The organism is Variovorax sp. 10N420, from assembly GCF_056394705.1.
Map to the genome: position 1 here is coordinate 853,118 of NZ_JBFTIJ010000001.1, position 12,930 is coordinate 866,047.

Annotated in this window: 11 protein-coding genes; 7 read left to right on the forward strand and 4 right to left on the reverse strand. The window is 65.8% G+C overall.

Annotated features, from left to right (window positions below):
- Positions 1–42 precede the first annotated feature (42 nt).
- Positions 43–1,014: an alpha/beta hydrolase gene (locus AC1DEK_RS03965; protein ID WP_478123878.1), complete on the forward strand. Its 972-nt coding sequence runs from the start codon at positions 43–45 to the stop codon at positions 1,012–1,014.
- A 12-nt stretch (positions 1,015–1,026) separates the two neighbouring features.
- Here the strand turns inward: AC1DEK_RS03965 and AC1DEK_RS03970 are convergent, their stop codons facing one another.
- Complete coding sequence (locus tag AC1DEK_RS03970; protein WP_478123879.1) at positions 1,027–2,265, reverse strand: cytochrome-c peroxidase; 1,239 nt, start codon at positions 2,263–2,265, stop codon at positions 1,027–1,029.
- A gap of 2 nt (positions 2,266–2,267) precedes the next feature.
- Positions 2,268–3,674 carry an alkaline phosphatase family protein gene (locus AC1DEK_RS03975; protein ID WP_478123880.1) on the reverse strand — a complete coding sequence of 469 codons (1,407 nt, stop codon included), beginning with the start codon at positions 3,672–3,674 and terminating at the stop codon, positions 2,268–2,270.
- Between the two features lie 172 nt (positions 3,675–3,846).
- Here AC1DEK_RS03975 and miaA point away from each other — a divergent pair, with 172 nt between their 5' ends.
- Complete coding sequence (gene miaA, locus AC1DEK_RS03980) at positions 3,847–4,809, forward strand: tRNA (adenosine(37)-N6)-dimethylallyltransferase MiaA (protein WP_478123881.1); 963 nt, start codon at positions 3,847–3,849, stop codon at positions 4,807–4,809.
- Positions 4,806–5,459 carry an ABC transporter ATP-binding protein gene (locus AC1DEK_RS03985; protein WP_478123882.1) on the forward strand — a complete coding sequence of 218 codons (654 nt, stop codon included), beginning with the start codon at positions 4,806–4,808 and terminating at the stop codon, positions 5,457–5,459. Before miaA ends, AC1DEK_RS03985 begins: the two co-directional genes overlap by 4 nt.
- Here AC1DEK_RS03985 and AC1DEK_RS03990 read toward each other — a convergent pair.
- Together AC1DEK_RS03990 and AC1DEK_RS03995 are read right to left on the reverse strand one after the other, a co-directional pair.
- On the reverse strand, positions 5,456–6,439 hold the full coding sequence (locus AC1DEK_RS03990) for a threo-3-hydroxy-L-aspartate ammonia-lyase (protein WP_478123883.1): 984 nt from the start codon (positions 6,437–6,439) through the stop codon (positions 5,456–5,458). The genes AC1DEK_RS03985 and AC1DEK_RS03990 overlap by 4 nt on opposite strands.
- Positions 6,440–6,464: 25 nt before the next feature.
- Positions 6,465–7,238, reverse strand: a complete 774-nt coding sequence (locus AC1DEK_RS03995) for a hypothetical protein (protein WP_478123884.1) — start codon at positions 7,236–7,238, stop codon at positions 6,465–6,467.
- A gap of 437 nt (positions 7,239–7,675) precedes the next feature.
- Between AC1DEK_RS03995 and AC1DEK_RS04000 the strand changes: the two genes are divergently transcribed.
- From AC1DEK_RS04000 to AC1DEK_RS04015, 4 genes are read left to right on the forward strand one after another with little or no spacing between them, the layout of a single operon-like run.
- Positions 7,676–8,035, forward strand: a complete 360-nt coding sequence (locus AC1DEK_RS04000) for a YciI family protein (protein WP_478123885.1) — start codon at positions 7,676–7,678, stop codon at positions 8,033–8,035.
- Complete coding sequence (locus AC1DEK_RS04005; protein ID WP_478123886.1) at positions 8,032–9,273, forward strand: RNA polymerase sigma factor; 1,242 nt, start codon at positions 8,032–8,034, stop codon at positions 9,271–9,273. The genes AC1DEK_RS04000 and AC1DEK_RS04005 overlap by 4 nt, the downstream gene beginning before the upstream one ends.
- A 9-nt stretch (positions 9,274–9,282) precedes the next feature.
- Positions 9,283–11,835 carry an FtsX-like permease family protein gene (locus AC1DEK_RS04010; RefSeq protein ID WP_478123887.1) on the forward strand — a complete coding sequence of 851 codons (2,553 nt, stop codon included), beginning with the start codon at positions 9,283–9,285 and terminating at the stop codon, positions 11,833–11,835.
- Between the two features lie 25 nt (positions 11,836–11,860).
- Positions 11,861–12,928: a PLP-dependent cysteine synthase family protein gene (locus AC1DEK_RS04015; RefSeq protein WP_478123888.1), complete on the forward strand. Its 1,068-nt coding sequence runs from the start codon at positions 11,861–11,863 to the stop codon at positions 12,926–12,928.
- Positions 12,929–12,930: the final 2 nt, after the last annotated feature.

The window sequence follows — 12,930 nt, forward strand, 5'->3', positions numbered from 1 at the left end:
TTTCGTTGAACTTTCTGGTCGACTGCCTGTCTTTCAGCATTCATGAAATCCTGGTCCCTGTTTGCATCCGCCACCACCGTGGTCGCCCTGCTGGCGGCGGGCTGTTCGTCCCTTGACGAACATCAGCGCGAATGGATTTTCCAGCCGAGCGACCGCAGTTGGGGTGACTCGGAAGCCATGAGCCAGGGCATGGACGACGTCTGGATCGATTTCAAGTCCACACTCACCGGCGAACCTGTGCGTCTGCATGGGCTCTGGCTGGGCAATCCGCCTGAATCGCCCGACAAACCCGTCATGCTTTACCTGCACGGCGCGCGCTACAACGTGGCGGGCTCCGCACCACGGATGCGCCGGATGCACGATTTGGGTTTCTCGGTGCTCGCCATCGACTATCGCGGCTTCGGCAAGAGCTCGAAGGCGTTGCCTTCGGAAGACTCCGCCCGCGAAGACGCGCTGGAAGCATGGCAATGGCTCGCGGCGCATCATGCCAAGCAACCACGCTACATCTTCGGCCACTCACTCGGCGGCGCCATCGGCATCGACCTCGCCTCCCGCGTGAAAGATGAAAAAGGCGTGATCGTCGAAAGCACCTTTACATCCATCGCCGACGTCGTGAGCAGCTTCAAGTGGGGATGGTTGCCGTTCGGACCTTTCATCACGCAGCGCTTCGAGGCCATCAGCAAAGTCAAGAACATTGGTGCGCCGCTGCTGGTCGTGCACGGCGCGGCCGACAGCCTCATCAACCCCACGCTCGGCCGCAAACTTTATGACGCGGCGACCGGCTCCAAGATGTTTGTGCTGGTCGAAGGCGGATCGCATCACAACGCGAATTCGATCGGACAGGCGCAATACCGGTCGGCCCTTACGCAGTTGTTTCGCATGAAAGAGCCGCCGTCGGATCTGGCTTCGGACGAAGACACTGCCCCGACCGTGCTGGCGCCGACGCCGACGCCCGTGTCGCCGCCGCGGACGGTGGTTCACCATCACAACCTGGCCGCCGCGCCATCGATCTGATCGGCCGCTGGGTCAGGGCGTTTTTGGATCCGACGGCAACACGTAACCGTCGTTCAGTGTCTTCAGGAACACGACGACGTCCTGAATATCCTCGTCCGACCAGACCGGCTTGTCACCCTTCTTCTGCGTGAGTGGCGGGTCGATGTGATCCACGTTGTCCTGCAGCGCGAGGGGCATGTCGTCGAATTGCTGATTGCCACCGGGGTGGGGATACCACTTCTGCGGTTCGGCGTCGCGCTCGACATAGAAGCGCACGGCCTCTTCCAGGCTATGAAAACGCCCGTTATGAAAGAACGCGCCGCGAGTGGCCACATTGCGCAGCGTGGGCGTCTTGAACAACCCGCAGTACTTCTTTTCCGCGCCCTGGTTGGTGCGCACCGGTCCGCACAGGCCGAGGTCGTAATACTCGGCGTTGGCGTTCGCCGGGATTTCCGGATTGCGCGGCACACCGAGCGCCTCGAAGCTGAAGTCGGTGAGCAGCGGATGTGCCCCATTGGCGCCGGGCTCGATCAGGTGGCAGGCCACGCAGTTGCCGCCCTCGCGGTCCTTGAACAGCTTCAGCCCTCGCGTTTCCTGTTCGCTCAGATCGACCTTGCCATCCAGATACAGATCGAATTTGCTGTCGTAAGGCTGAAAGCTCGCGTCGTCGAGCTGAAAGCGCTGCAGGGCTTGGCCGAGCGCCGCAAGCGCTGTATCTGGGCGCGAAAAAATGTCGTCGCCGAACACCTGGCGAAAGCGCTTTGCAAAGCTGCTCCTGGCGATGCGTTCGGCAACCGCGGCGGCGTCTGCATTGGCCATTTCATTGGAGGCCAGCAGCGGAAAGGCAGCTTGCGCAGCCATCGTGTCGAAGCGTCCGTCCCAGGTGAATCCGCCGACCGGCACGTGGTCGGTCTCGGTCATGCGTTCGCGCGGGTTGCCGATGTAGCTATGGCTCCACATCGGTGTTCGTCGCAGATAGCGCAGCGACGGAACCGCCCGTGTGCCCGCATCCTTCATGTCGACGCCGCCCAATTGCACCGCGAGCGAATTGGGCGGTGCGTAGGCGTGGTCGGGGCTGTGGCAGGTCGCGCACGACATGCGCCCCGAGGCCGACAGCGAAGGATCGAAAAAGGCAACCTTGCCGATCTCGGCCATGTACTTGCTGGATGGCGCAATTGCAACGGCCCCTAGTTCGGGGCCGCGGCTGCAGGCGACAACGCCAAGCATGATCGCCACGAGAACGGCGGCCAGCGTCGCCTTGCTCCCAGGCATCCTCACTGCAGATTCGTGAAGATGTCGCTGCCGAAAGGCACGAGGTTCTTGTCGTCTGCGTAGCCCAGGTATTCCTTGGTCTGGAAGATGTCCTCCAGGCTCTTGAGCAGCGAGTAGTGGTTGTACTGCACGTCGCTCACAGTGCCCGGTTTGATCCACTTCGACAGGACCACCGCACCCGTGCGATCGCCGCCGACGCCGATGTAGTGCAGCTGATAGCGCGTGGTCGCTGATAGCGGAATGAACTGGTCATCCGGGCGCGTCACGTTCGGCCCCGTCTGCTGGCCGCAGCACGCGGCACCCGGCAGATTTGCGATGTACGTCGTCACGCCGTTCGCGACGGTCTGTCCGGCCAGTTGCGTATCGGCCGACTCGTCGAAGTTGATGACGATGAGCCCGTCCTTCTGGTAGGCAGGCGAAGCCTGGATGATTGGCACCCACTTCTTCAGGAACGCATCGATCGAGGTCAATCCACCCGCGGCGCCGTTCACGCAACCCTTGCCCGCAGTGCCGGTGCCGTCGCCGTCATGGCCGTCGTCGCACAAGTTGGGCGTGATGAACACGAAGTCGGGCGTGGTGTCGATCGACTTGAGGTCGCTTTCCAGATTGTTTTCGAGGTTGACCACGTGCTTGTCGCAATAGGCTTGGTCGTCGATGATGGAATGGAAGTAGACGAAGGGGTTGTGGCGAGCGGCGTACTGATCGCCCTTCGGCACATCGGCAGTAGGTGCCTGCGCCGATTGCGTGTTGTCGATCGCGCCGATCTTCGGATGCCCGCAGGTGGCGGATTCACGCGTCGGGTCGTTGCCCATGTCGCCCATGTAGCCCTTCCAGCTCACGCCGATCGTGTCGAGCTGGTTCGGGAGTGTCTTCACTTCCTTCGGATAGACGCAGCCCTTGCCGTCCTTGGTCTTGAGCACCTTGGGATTGGCGAAGTCCCAACCGTCTGCGACCGCGTCGTTGAACCCCTGGAAGCAATCGCTCTCGGTTTCCTTGGTCGACGGCTGACCGCTCATCATCGCGATGTAGTTGTCCAGGCTGACGTGACCCGTGCCGAAATACTGGTTCAGCAATGCGCCCTTGGTCGCGAGATCCTTGAGGTATGGGTCCTGCGTGCTCGCGCCGAAGGTATCGGTGAAGTTCTTGTTTTCCATGGTGAGCACGAACACGTGCTTGATGGACTGCTGGGTCACCGGCGGCACCGTCGGCTGTTGGGTCGCAGGCGCCGTGGGCTGCTGCTGGTTTCCGGCTGCTGCCTGCTGGAGAGCAAGAGCGGCCAAAGCGTCGTTGTTGCTGCCGCCGCCGCCGCATGCGCTGATGGTGACGACCGCCGCGACGGCGGCGATGGAGGCAAGCGTGCACGCAACCCGGCGCACCGTCCAGCCATGGCTGGAGAAGATCTCGAACATGAAGGAGCTTTCCCTTTGAAACGGTCGTCGCCTGCTGGCTCGGACCTCTGTAGTAGTTGGGCCCGAGGCCCGGTTTTGGTTTCGTTTTGAAGCATAGGCAGCCGATGTGTCCGTCCCATGACATTCCAAGCGGCGGTCTCGCCTCCCGGTCAGCTTTGTTACCCTTGGGCGCATGCCTTCGGAACTGGATTCATCGCGCACTGCGCCCCGCTATGTGGCCTTGGCGGGCCCCACTGCATCGGGCAAGACCGCGGCGGCCTTGGCGATTGCGCGCGTTCGACCTGTCGAGATCGTCAGCGTCGATTCAGCGTTGGTCTATCGCGGCATGGACATCGGCACCGCCAAGCCGACGCTTGCCGAACGCGCCGAGGTGCCGCATCACCTGATCGACATCCGCGATCCGCGCGACCCCTACAGCGCAGCCGCATTCGTGCAAGACGCGCGTCGGCTCATCGTGGAGATATCGGCGCGGAGCAAGCTTCCGCTTCTGGTGGGCGGCACGATGCTTTATTTCAAGGCGCTGGCCGAGGGCATCGATGCAATGCCCGCGGCCGACCCGGAGATTCGCAAGCGGCTCGAAGCCGATGCCGCCGCGATCGGCTGGCCCGCCATGCATGCGCGACTCGCGCAGGTCGATGCCGTCACGGCTGGACGCCTCGCGCCCAACGACAGCCAGCGCATTCAGCGCGCCCTGGAGGTCTGGCATACCAGCGGGCAGCCTCTGTCGAGTTTTCATGGCGGCGGCAATGCAGGCGCGGCCGGCGGTGGATGGGCTGCCGCTGCGATGTTCTCGCTGGAGCCCACGGAGCGCGCTTGGCTGCACGAGCGCATTGCGGCGCGTTTCGATGCGATGCTGGCGGCGGGATTCATCGCCGAAGTGCAGGCACTGCGCGCGCGCGGTGATCTGGATGCCGACCTGCCCTCGATGCGCTGCGTAGGCTATCGGCAGGCGTGGGAGGCGCTGGATGGCGCCTGGCCAATCGTTGAATTGCGCGAACGCGGCATCGCGGCCACGCGACAGCTCGCCAAGCGTCAGATCACCTGGCTGCGCAGCATGCCGCAACGCCGCGTGATTGCTGCCGAGGCGTCCGACGCCATCGCCCAAGTGGTCCGGCAGGTCGCGGACATCGCATGACGCTGCGCATCACGGATCTCGGCAAGCACTACGGCGAAGTGCCCGTCTTCGAGAACGTGTCGCTCGATATCCCTGCCGGCGAGTTCGTGGCGATCGTCGGCGAATCGGGCGTTGGCAAATCGACGCTGCTCAACTGCATGGCCGGGCTCGACACCTGGGATGCCGGGACCATCGTGCATGACGGCATCGACATCGGAGCGCTCGATGCGCAGGGGCGCGCGCTCTGGCGGCGCAGTCACGTGGGCTTCGTGTTCCAGGCTTTCCACGTCTTGCCGCATCTGGACGTGGCGCAAAACGTCGCGCTGCCGCTGATGCTGCTCGGCGAGCGCGGCGCAGGCATGAACGTGCGCGTCTCGAAAATTCTGGAAGCCGTCGGGTTGGCCGGACTCGGCGAGCGCCTTCCGCAGCAGCTCAGCGGTGGGCAGCTGCAGCGCGTGGCCATCGCGCGGGCGCTGGTGCATCGCCCTGCCCTGCTGCTGGCCGATGAGCCGACAGGCAACCTCGACCCCGCAACCGCGGCGCGCGTAATGGACGTGCTGCTGGCGCAGACGCGGGAGCACGGCGCATCATTGGTGCTGGTCACGCATTCTGAAGCGGCGGCTGCGCGCGCCGATCGGGTGCTGCACCTGAGCGCGACCGGAATCCGCTAGCCGCAGGCGTGCTCGCCTTGGTCCGCCAGCAGGGCCGCAAAGCGCCCAAGATCGACGTTGCCGCCGCTGATGACGACGCCGACCCGCGCACCACGGATCGCTTCCCCCGCGGCACACGCGCCCGCGAATGCAAGGCAGCCGGTCGGCTCGACCACCATCTTCATGCGCTCGGCGAAGAACCGCATGCCTTCGACCAGTTGCGCATCGCTCACTGTGACGATGTCGTCCACGTCGCGACGGATGATGCCGAAGGTGTATTCGCCCAGGTGCTGCGTTTGTGCACCATCGGCGATGGTCTTGGGCGTGTTGATGTGCACGATGCGCCCGGCGCGCAGCGATTGCTGGCCATCGTTGCCTGCTTCAGGCTCGACGCCGTAGATCTTGCAGGCCGGCGCGAGCGCGCGCGCGGAGAGCGCCGATCCGCTGGTCAATCCGCCGCCGCCGAGGCACACGTAAAGAATGTCGAGCGGACCCGCATCCTCGATCAGTTCCTTGACAGCCGTGCCCTGCCCCGCGATCACGTCAGGATGGTCATAGGGCGGAATCAACGTCATGCCGCGTTCTTCAGCAAGCCGCCGTGTGAGCGCCTCGCGGTCTTCCGCGAAGCGGTCGTAAAGCACCACTTCGGCGCCGTAGCCTCGGGTGGCCGCCAGCTTGGCTGCGGGCGCGTCCGTCGGCATGACGATCACCGAAGGCATGCCGAGAATCCGTGCAGCGAGCGCGATGGCCTGCGCATGATTTCCCGATGAAAAGGCGATCACGCCGGCCTTGCGCTGCACAGCGTCGAACTTCGACAGCGCATTGAATGCGCCGCGAAACTTGAAGGCTCCCATGCGCTGGAAGTTCTCGCATTTGAAGAAGAACTGAGCGCCGCAACGCGCGTCCGCGGTGCGAGAGCGCATCACCGGCGTGCGGTGGGCATGGCCTTCGAGCCGCGCGGCGGCAGCGACGACATCGTCGTAATCGGGAAGTGTGTGCATACCCGGAGCTTAATCCGACCCCAAATCAAAGATTGGCGGGCGCCTGTGGATCGTCAGAGACAACGCTGTCGGACCACACTGACAGACAGCCGCTCGCACACTGGCAAAGTACCAGGATGTGTCCATTCAGGGGAGGCTGAAAGCCCATGCCGATCGTCTGCGGAAATTGCGGAAGCGAGAACCGGTCCAATGCAAAGTTCTGCATCGGCTGCGCGGGCCGCCTGCCCGGCTTCGCGCCATCCGGAGCCGCCGCGCTGCAGCAGGAAGTGAATCGGCCGGGTCGGACATCTTCGCAGCCTGTTCCGCCCCCCGTCCTCGAGCCTAGTTTTGCGGCTGCCTGGCGGGCACCCGAAACGCGACGCGGCGTGCCATCGGAGGCGCCGTCTGCGGAGGGCGCCATCACGTCGTTCTGGCTGAACCTGGGGCTGGTGAGCCTGACGATGATCATCGCCTTCGTTGCGTGGTGCGTGTACGTGCTGCACCACGGCACGGCGCCATGGGCCCAGATCGAGCGCATGTTTGCTTCCACGCCGGCGGCAAGGCAGGCGGAGCCCATCGCGAAGACGGTTGCACCTGCCTCGACAGTGGCTCCTGTTGCGCCTGCTGCACCTGTACCTACACCCGCACCCGCATCCTCGACCGCGACAGTGGCTGCGCCATCTACCGCCTCGAGCACCGCAGCACTGGCATCCCCGGCGACAGCCTTGGGTCTGGGATTGGGATCGGGATTGCCGCCGAAGACCCAGACCGCGTCCGTGATCAATCCGTCGAGCAAGAGCGCAAGCCCGGAGAAGCGCACGTCCCAGCGCTCCAGGCGGGCCCAGCGGGACGAGGAGCCGGACGACTCTCTTGCCTATCAGCTGCCCTCGCCGCAGCCGAGGACTTATCCCGATCCCGGTCCGCCTATCGCCCCAGGACCTGGCCCGCAGTACAGCTGGGTGCGGCCTTCGCAGCGGGTCGCCGACGATCCGGGGCCGCCCGTGGCCATCGGTCCGGGTCCGCGATACGGCTATCAGGTGCGCTCGGAAGCGAGCGCCCCCTCGTCGGTGCCAAGCGGTGATCCGGGGCCGCCCATCGCAGTGGGTCCAGGGCCGCGATACGACTATTCCACGCCTGGCAGCAGAAGATAAGACCCGAACAAAGCGCGCGGCTTGACCGCGCCGTGTCGAAATGGCACCTTGCGCGCCGTCATTACACGAGCGATCCTGCTCGATGTAGTCTTCACGCGAGGTTTCCATGCAATACATGCTGATGTTCTATCAACCCGAGTCCGATTTCGACCAGCGCAGCGAAGAGGCGGCCAAGGCCTATCGCGCAGGCTGGATGGACTATGTGGGCGCCATCCGCGAATCGGGCGTGGCGCTGCACGGCCATGGCCTGCACCCGCCGATGACCGGCACCACGCTGCGTATCCGCGGCGACAAGCGCCAGGTGCAGGACGGCCCCTTCGCCGACACCAAGGAGCAACTGGGCGGCTACTTCATCATCGACGTCGCCGACCTCGATACGGCGCTCGAATGGGCGGCGCGCGCACCCTGCGCCGCTACCGCCGGCGTCGAGGTGAGGCCCGTGTTCAGCCAGCCGAACGCGGCGTGACGGAGCTCGCCGTCCACGAAGCGCGCGCGGCCGCAGAAAAGGCCGCGCGCCAGTCGTATGGGCGACTGGTCGCGATTCTCTCGGCGCGCACGCGGGACATCGCCGCTTCCGAAGACGCATTGGCCGACGCCTTCGCGCGCGCGCTCGAACGCTGGCCTGTCGACGGCGTACCCGCGCAGCCCGAAGCGTGGCTGTTGACGGTCGCGCGCAACCGCACCTTGGACGCCTGGCGGCACACTCGCGTGCATGACGACGCTTCCCAGACACTGGCGCTGCTGGCCGATGAAGTCGGGCTCGACGCACCGGGCAGCGACGCCGTGCCGGACGAGCGGCTGCGTCTGCTCTTCGTGTGCGCGCATCCGGCAATCGACGCAGCGGCACGCGCGCCCTTGATGCTGCAGACGGTGCTCGGGCTCGAAGCGGCGCGCATTGCCGGCGCTTTTCTGACGGCGCCTGCCACGCTCGGCCAGCGGCTGGTGCGTGCCAAGGCGCGGATCAGGGCAGCCGGCATTCCCTTCGAATATCCGCGTGCGGACGACTTGCCGCAGCGCCTGCAGGATGTGCTCGGCGGCATTTACGCCACCTACGGCACCGGCTGGGACGACATCGATGGCGCAGAAGCCACGCAGCGTGGCCTCACGGCGGAGGCCATCGATCTCTGCCGCATCCTGTGCGGCTTGATGCCGCGTGAGCCCGAGCCTCTGGGCTTGCTCGCGCTGATGCTTTTCTGCGAAAGCCGTGCCGCGGCACGTCGCAGCATTGGAGGCGACTACGTGCCGCTGGATGAGCAAGATACGACACGTTGGAATCACGCACTGCGCGAACAGGCGGAGCAAGCGCTCCGCGCCGCGGCATCCATGAACGCGCCGGGTGCATTCCAGATGGAGGCCGCCATCCAGTCCGCGCACTGCGCACGCCGCCTGGGTGCGCAGGTGCCCCCTGAGGCGCTCGTGGCGCTGTACGAAGGCCTCCTCGCATTGCGTCCGAGCATCGGCGCGCATGTCAGCCACGCCTGCGCTGTCGCCAATGCGGCGGGGCCTGCGGACGGCCTGCGCGCACTCGATGCTTTCGCGCAAGGTGATGTCGCCAACTACCAGCCCTATTGGGCGGCCCGCGCCTATCTTCTCGGGCAGACCGGCAACGCGGCCGAAGCAAGACAGGCCTACGCGCGCGCAGCCGGCCTCAGCACCAGTGGCGCCGTTCGTGCCTATCTGGCGAGCGCAGCCGCGCGCCTCTGATCGTCACCCATGCTTCTCCGCACCTTCTCATGGCAGGAACTTCGCCATCATCCCTGGCGCAACGCGGCAGCCATCGTGGCGGTGATGCTCGGGGTGGCGCTGGCGTTCTCGGTGCAGTTGATCAACGCTTCGGCACTCGACGAGTTCTCGAGTGCGGTTCGGTCGGTCAACGGTCAGCCCGATCTCGAACTGCGGGCCATGCAGGGCAGCTTCGATGAAGCGGTCTTCGCGCAAGTGGCGCAACAGCCGCAGGTGACGCTCGCAAGTCCGGTGCTGGAACTTCAAGCCATCGCGATCGCCGGCGATCAGCGGGTGGCGATGCGCGTGATCGGCATCGATGCGCTCGTGCTGCCCACGATCGCGCCGGGGCTGATGCCTCGGCCGAACGAGGGCGCCGACCGCATGGCGGTGCTCACGCCCGGCAACGTCTTCCTCAATGCAGCCGCCCGCAAGGCGGTGGGCGATAGCGCCACAACGCTTCAATTGCGCGTGGGCGCGCATACGCACACGCTCCGCATTGCCGGACAAGTCGCTGCCGGCGGTGCCGCGATCGCGGTCATGGACATCGGCGCGGCGCAGGACCAGTTCGCTCGTGGCGGACAACTCAGCCGCGTCGACCTGCGGCTCGCGCCCGGCACTGACCACGCGGCGCTCATCCGATCGCTGCGAGCGTTGCCTGGATGGCCGTCGAGCATCGAGCCTGCAGAGCCGGGCGATGCGGCGGAGCGGGTGAGCAACCTGTCGCGGGCCTACCGCGTCAATCTCACGGTGCTTGCGCTGGTGGCACTGTTTACGGGCGCGTTCCTCGTGTTCTCCGTCCTCGCGCTCAGCGTCGCCAAACGGGCGCAGCAGTTTGCGTTGCTCGGCGTGCTCGGCCTCACGCCCCGCGAGCGGCTTCGACTGGTGCTGGCCGAATCGCTCGTTCTCGGGCTGATCGGCAGTGTGGCCGGCATCGCGCTCGGCACGTCGTTGGCCGAGTTCGCATTGCAGGTCTTGGGCGGCGATCTGGGCGGCGGCTATTTCGAGGGTGTCGCGCCAACCCTGCGTTGGAGTTGGGCTTCGGCACTGCTCTATGGCGGCTTGGGCGTGCTGGCTGCCCTGGTGGGCGGCTGGTGGCCCGCGCGTGCAGCGCAGGCGCTTCCCGAGGCGCAGACATTGAAGGGCCTCGGCGCCGCGCCCGCGCGGAATGGCGCGCATCTTGTCGCACTGTTATTGATCGTGGCCGGCGCCGCTCTGGCGATGGCACCGGCGATCTTCGGCATCCCCATCGCTGCCTATCTGTCGGTCGGCTTTCTGCTCGTCGGCGGCATCACCGCATTGCCTTGGCTGATCGCGCTACTCTATGACCGCATTGCTCCATTCTTCGCGCAGCGACTGCTGCCGCTGCTCGCGATCGAGCGCGCGCGACGCATGCGAGGCACGGCAGCAGTGGCCGTGAGCGGCGTGGTGGCGAGCCTGAGTCTGGCCGTGGCGCTGACCGTGATGGTCGCGAGCTTTCGCGATTCGGTCACCCGCTGGTTGGACGTCGTTCTGCCCGCCGATCTTTACGTGCGGAGCGCCAGCGGCGGAAATTCGACCAGCGAGCAGGCTTCGTTTTCGCCCGCATTGGTGCAAGCGATGGCGCAACTGCCTGGCGTGGCGCGCAGCGGCACGCTGCGGACGCGGGCGTTGCTGCTCGATGCGGCGCGGCCGCCAGTCACGCTGATCTCGCGGAGCCTGGAAGACGACGCCTCCCGGAGCCTCCCGCTGCAGGGCCCTGCCCTCGATGTGCCGCCCGGCCAGATCGGCATCTACGTGAGCGAGGCGATGGTCGAGCTCTACGGCGCCAAGCCTGGCGAGGTGTTCGAGCCGCTCGCCCGTGCGTGGCCTCCCATGGCCGAGGGACTTCGCCCGCCGGTGTTCTTCGTCGCGGGCGTATGGCGCGACTACGTGCGCCAGTTCGGTGCGATCACCATGGATGCGCGCGACTTCGAACGGCTGACGGGCGACCGCAGCGTCAGCGACATCGCGCTGTGGCTTGCGCCCGGCGCGGTGTCGAGCAACGTGGAGCAATCGGTGCGCGACCTGGCGGCACGTGAACTCGGTGCCAGCGAGCCGATCGAGATCGCTTCGGTGAGCCAGATTCGCGCGACTTCACTGCGCATCTTCGACCGCAGCTTTGCCGTGACCTATTGGCTGCAGGCCGTCGCGATCGGCATTGGCCTGTTCGGCATTGCGGCGAGTTTCAGCGCACAGGTGCTCGCGCGGCGCAAGGAGTTCGGATTGCTGGCGCACCTGGGATTCACACGCGCACAGGTGCTCGCGGTCGTTGCGGGCGAAGGTGCCGCGTGGACAGCGATCGGCGCGGTCGCAGGGCTTCTGCTGGGATTGGCCGTGTCGGTGGTGCTCGTGCACGTGGTCAATCCGCAGAGCTTTCACTGGACCATGGACCTGCTGCTGCCGTGGGGCCGGCTCATCGCGCTGTGCGCGGCTGTGCTGGCGGCCGGCACGATCACCGCGTGGCTCGCTGGCCGGGCGGCGGCGGGGCACGACGCCGTGATGGCGGTGAAGGAAGACTGGTGACCAGCCGATGGCTCAGAATGCGCGAATGAACGCTCCCTCTTCCGGCCACAGCTGGCTGGGCACCGCGATCCTCCGCATCGAGGCCGACTACCAGCGCAGCGCCGATACGCACCTGATTCCACTGCCGCTTCCCGGCTTCGCGTCGGCGGGCATCGACCTCTACCTGAAGGACGAGTCGACGCACCCGACCGGCAGCCTCAAGCATCGGCTTGCAAGATCGCTTTTTCTGTATGCGCTGTGCAACGGCTGGATCGCGGAAGGCACGACGATCGTCGAAGCTTCCAGCGGATCGACCGCCGTGAGCGAAGCCTACTTCGCGCGGCTGCTCGGGCTGCCCTTCATTGCGGTGATGCCGCGCAGCACGTCTCCGGAAAAGATCGCGCAGATCGCCTTCTACGGCGGCAGTTGCCACTTCGTCGAGCATGCGGGCCAGGTCTATGACGAGGCGCGCACGCTGGCGGAGCGAACGGGCGGGCACTACAGGGACCAATTCACGTATGCCGAGCGCGCGACCGACTGGCGCGGCAACAACAACATCGCGGAAAGCATCTTTGAGCAGATGAAGCGCGAAAGGCATCCGATACCGGCCTGGATCGTGGTCGGCGCCGGAACCGGCGGCACAAGCGCGACCATTGGCCGCTACGTGCGCTATCGAGGGCACGACACCCTGCTCTGCGTGGCCGACCCGGAAGGTTCGGTATTCACGGCCTATCACGCGACAGGTGATGCCACATTGACGGCCCCAGGTTCGCGCATCGAAGGCATCGGCCGACCGCGCGTGGAGGCCAGTTTCGTTCGCACGCTCGTCGATCGGATGATCGAGGTGCCGAACATCGATTCGATCGCCGCCATGCGCGCGCTCTCGGCACTGCTCGGCCGCAAGGTTGGTCCGTCGACTGGCACCAACTTCATCGGCATGCTGGCAGTGGCGCAAGAGATGCGCACTGCCGGGCAGCAGGGTTCCGTCCTCTCGCTGTTGTGCGATGCAGGCGAGCGTTATCTGCCGAGCTACCACGACGCGCAATGGGTGCGAGAGTCGTTCGGCGACCTCAGCGAAGCGCAGCGGCGCATCGATGCCGTAGCCATGGCTTGAGC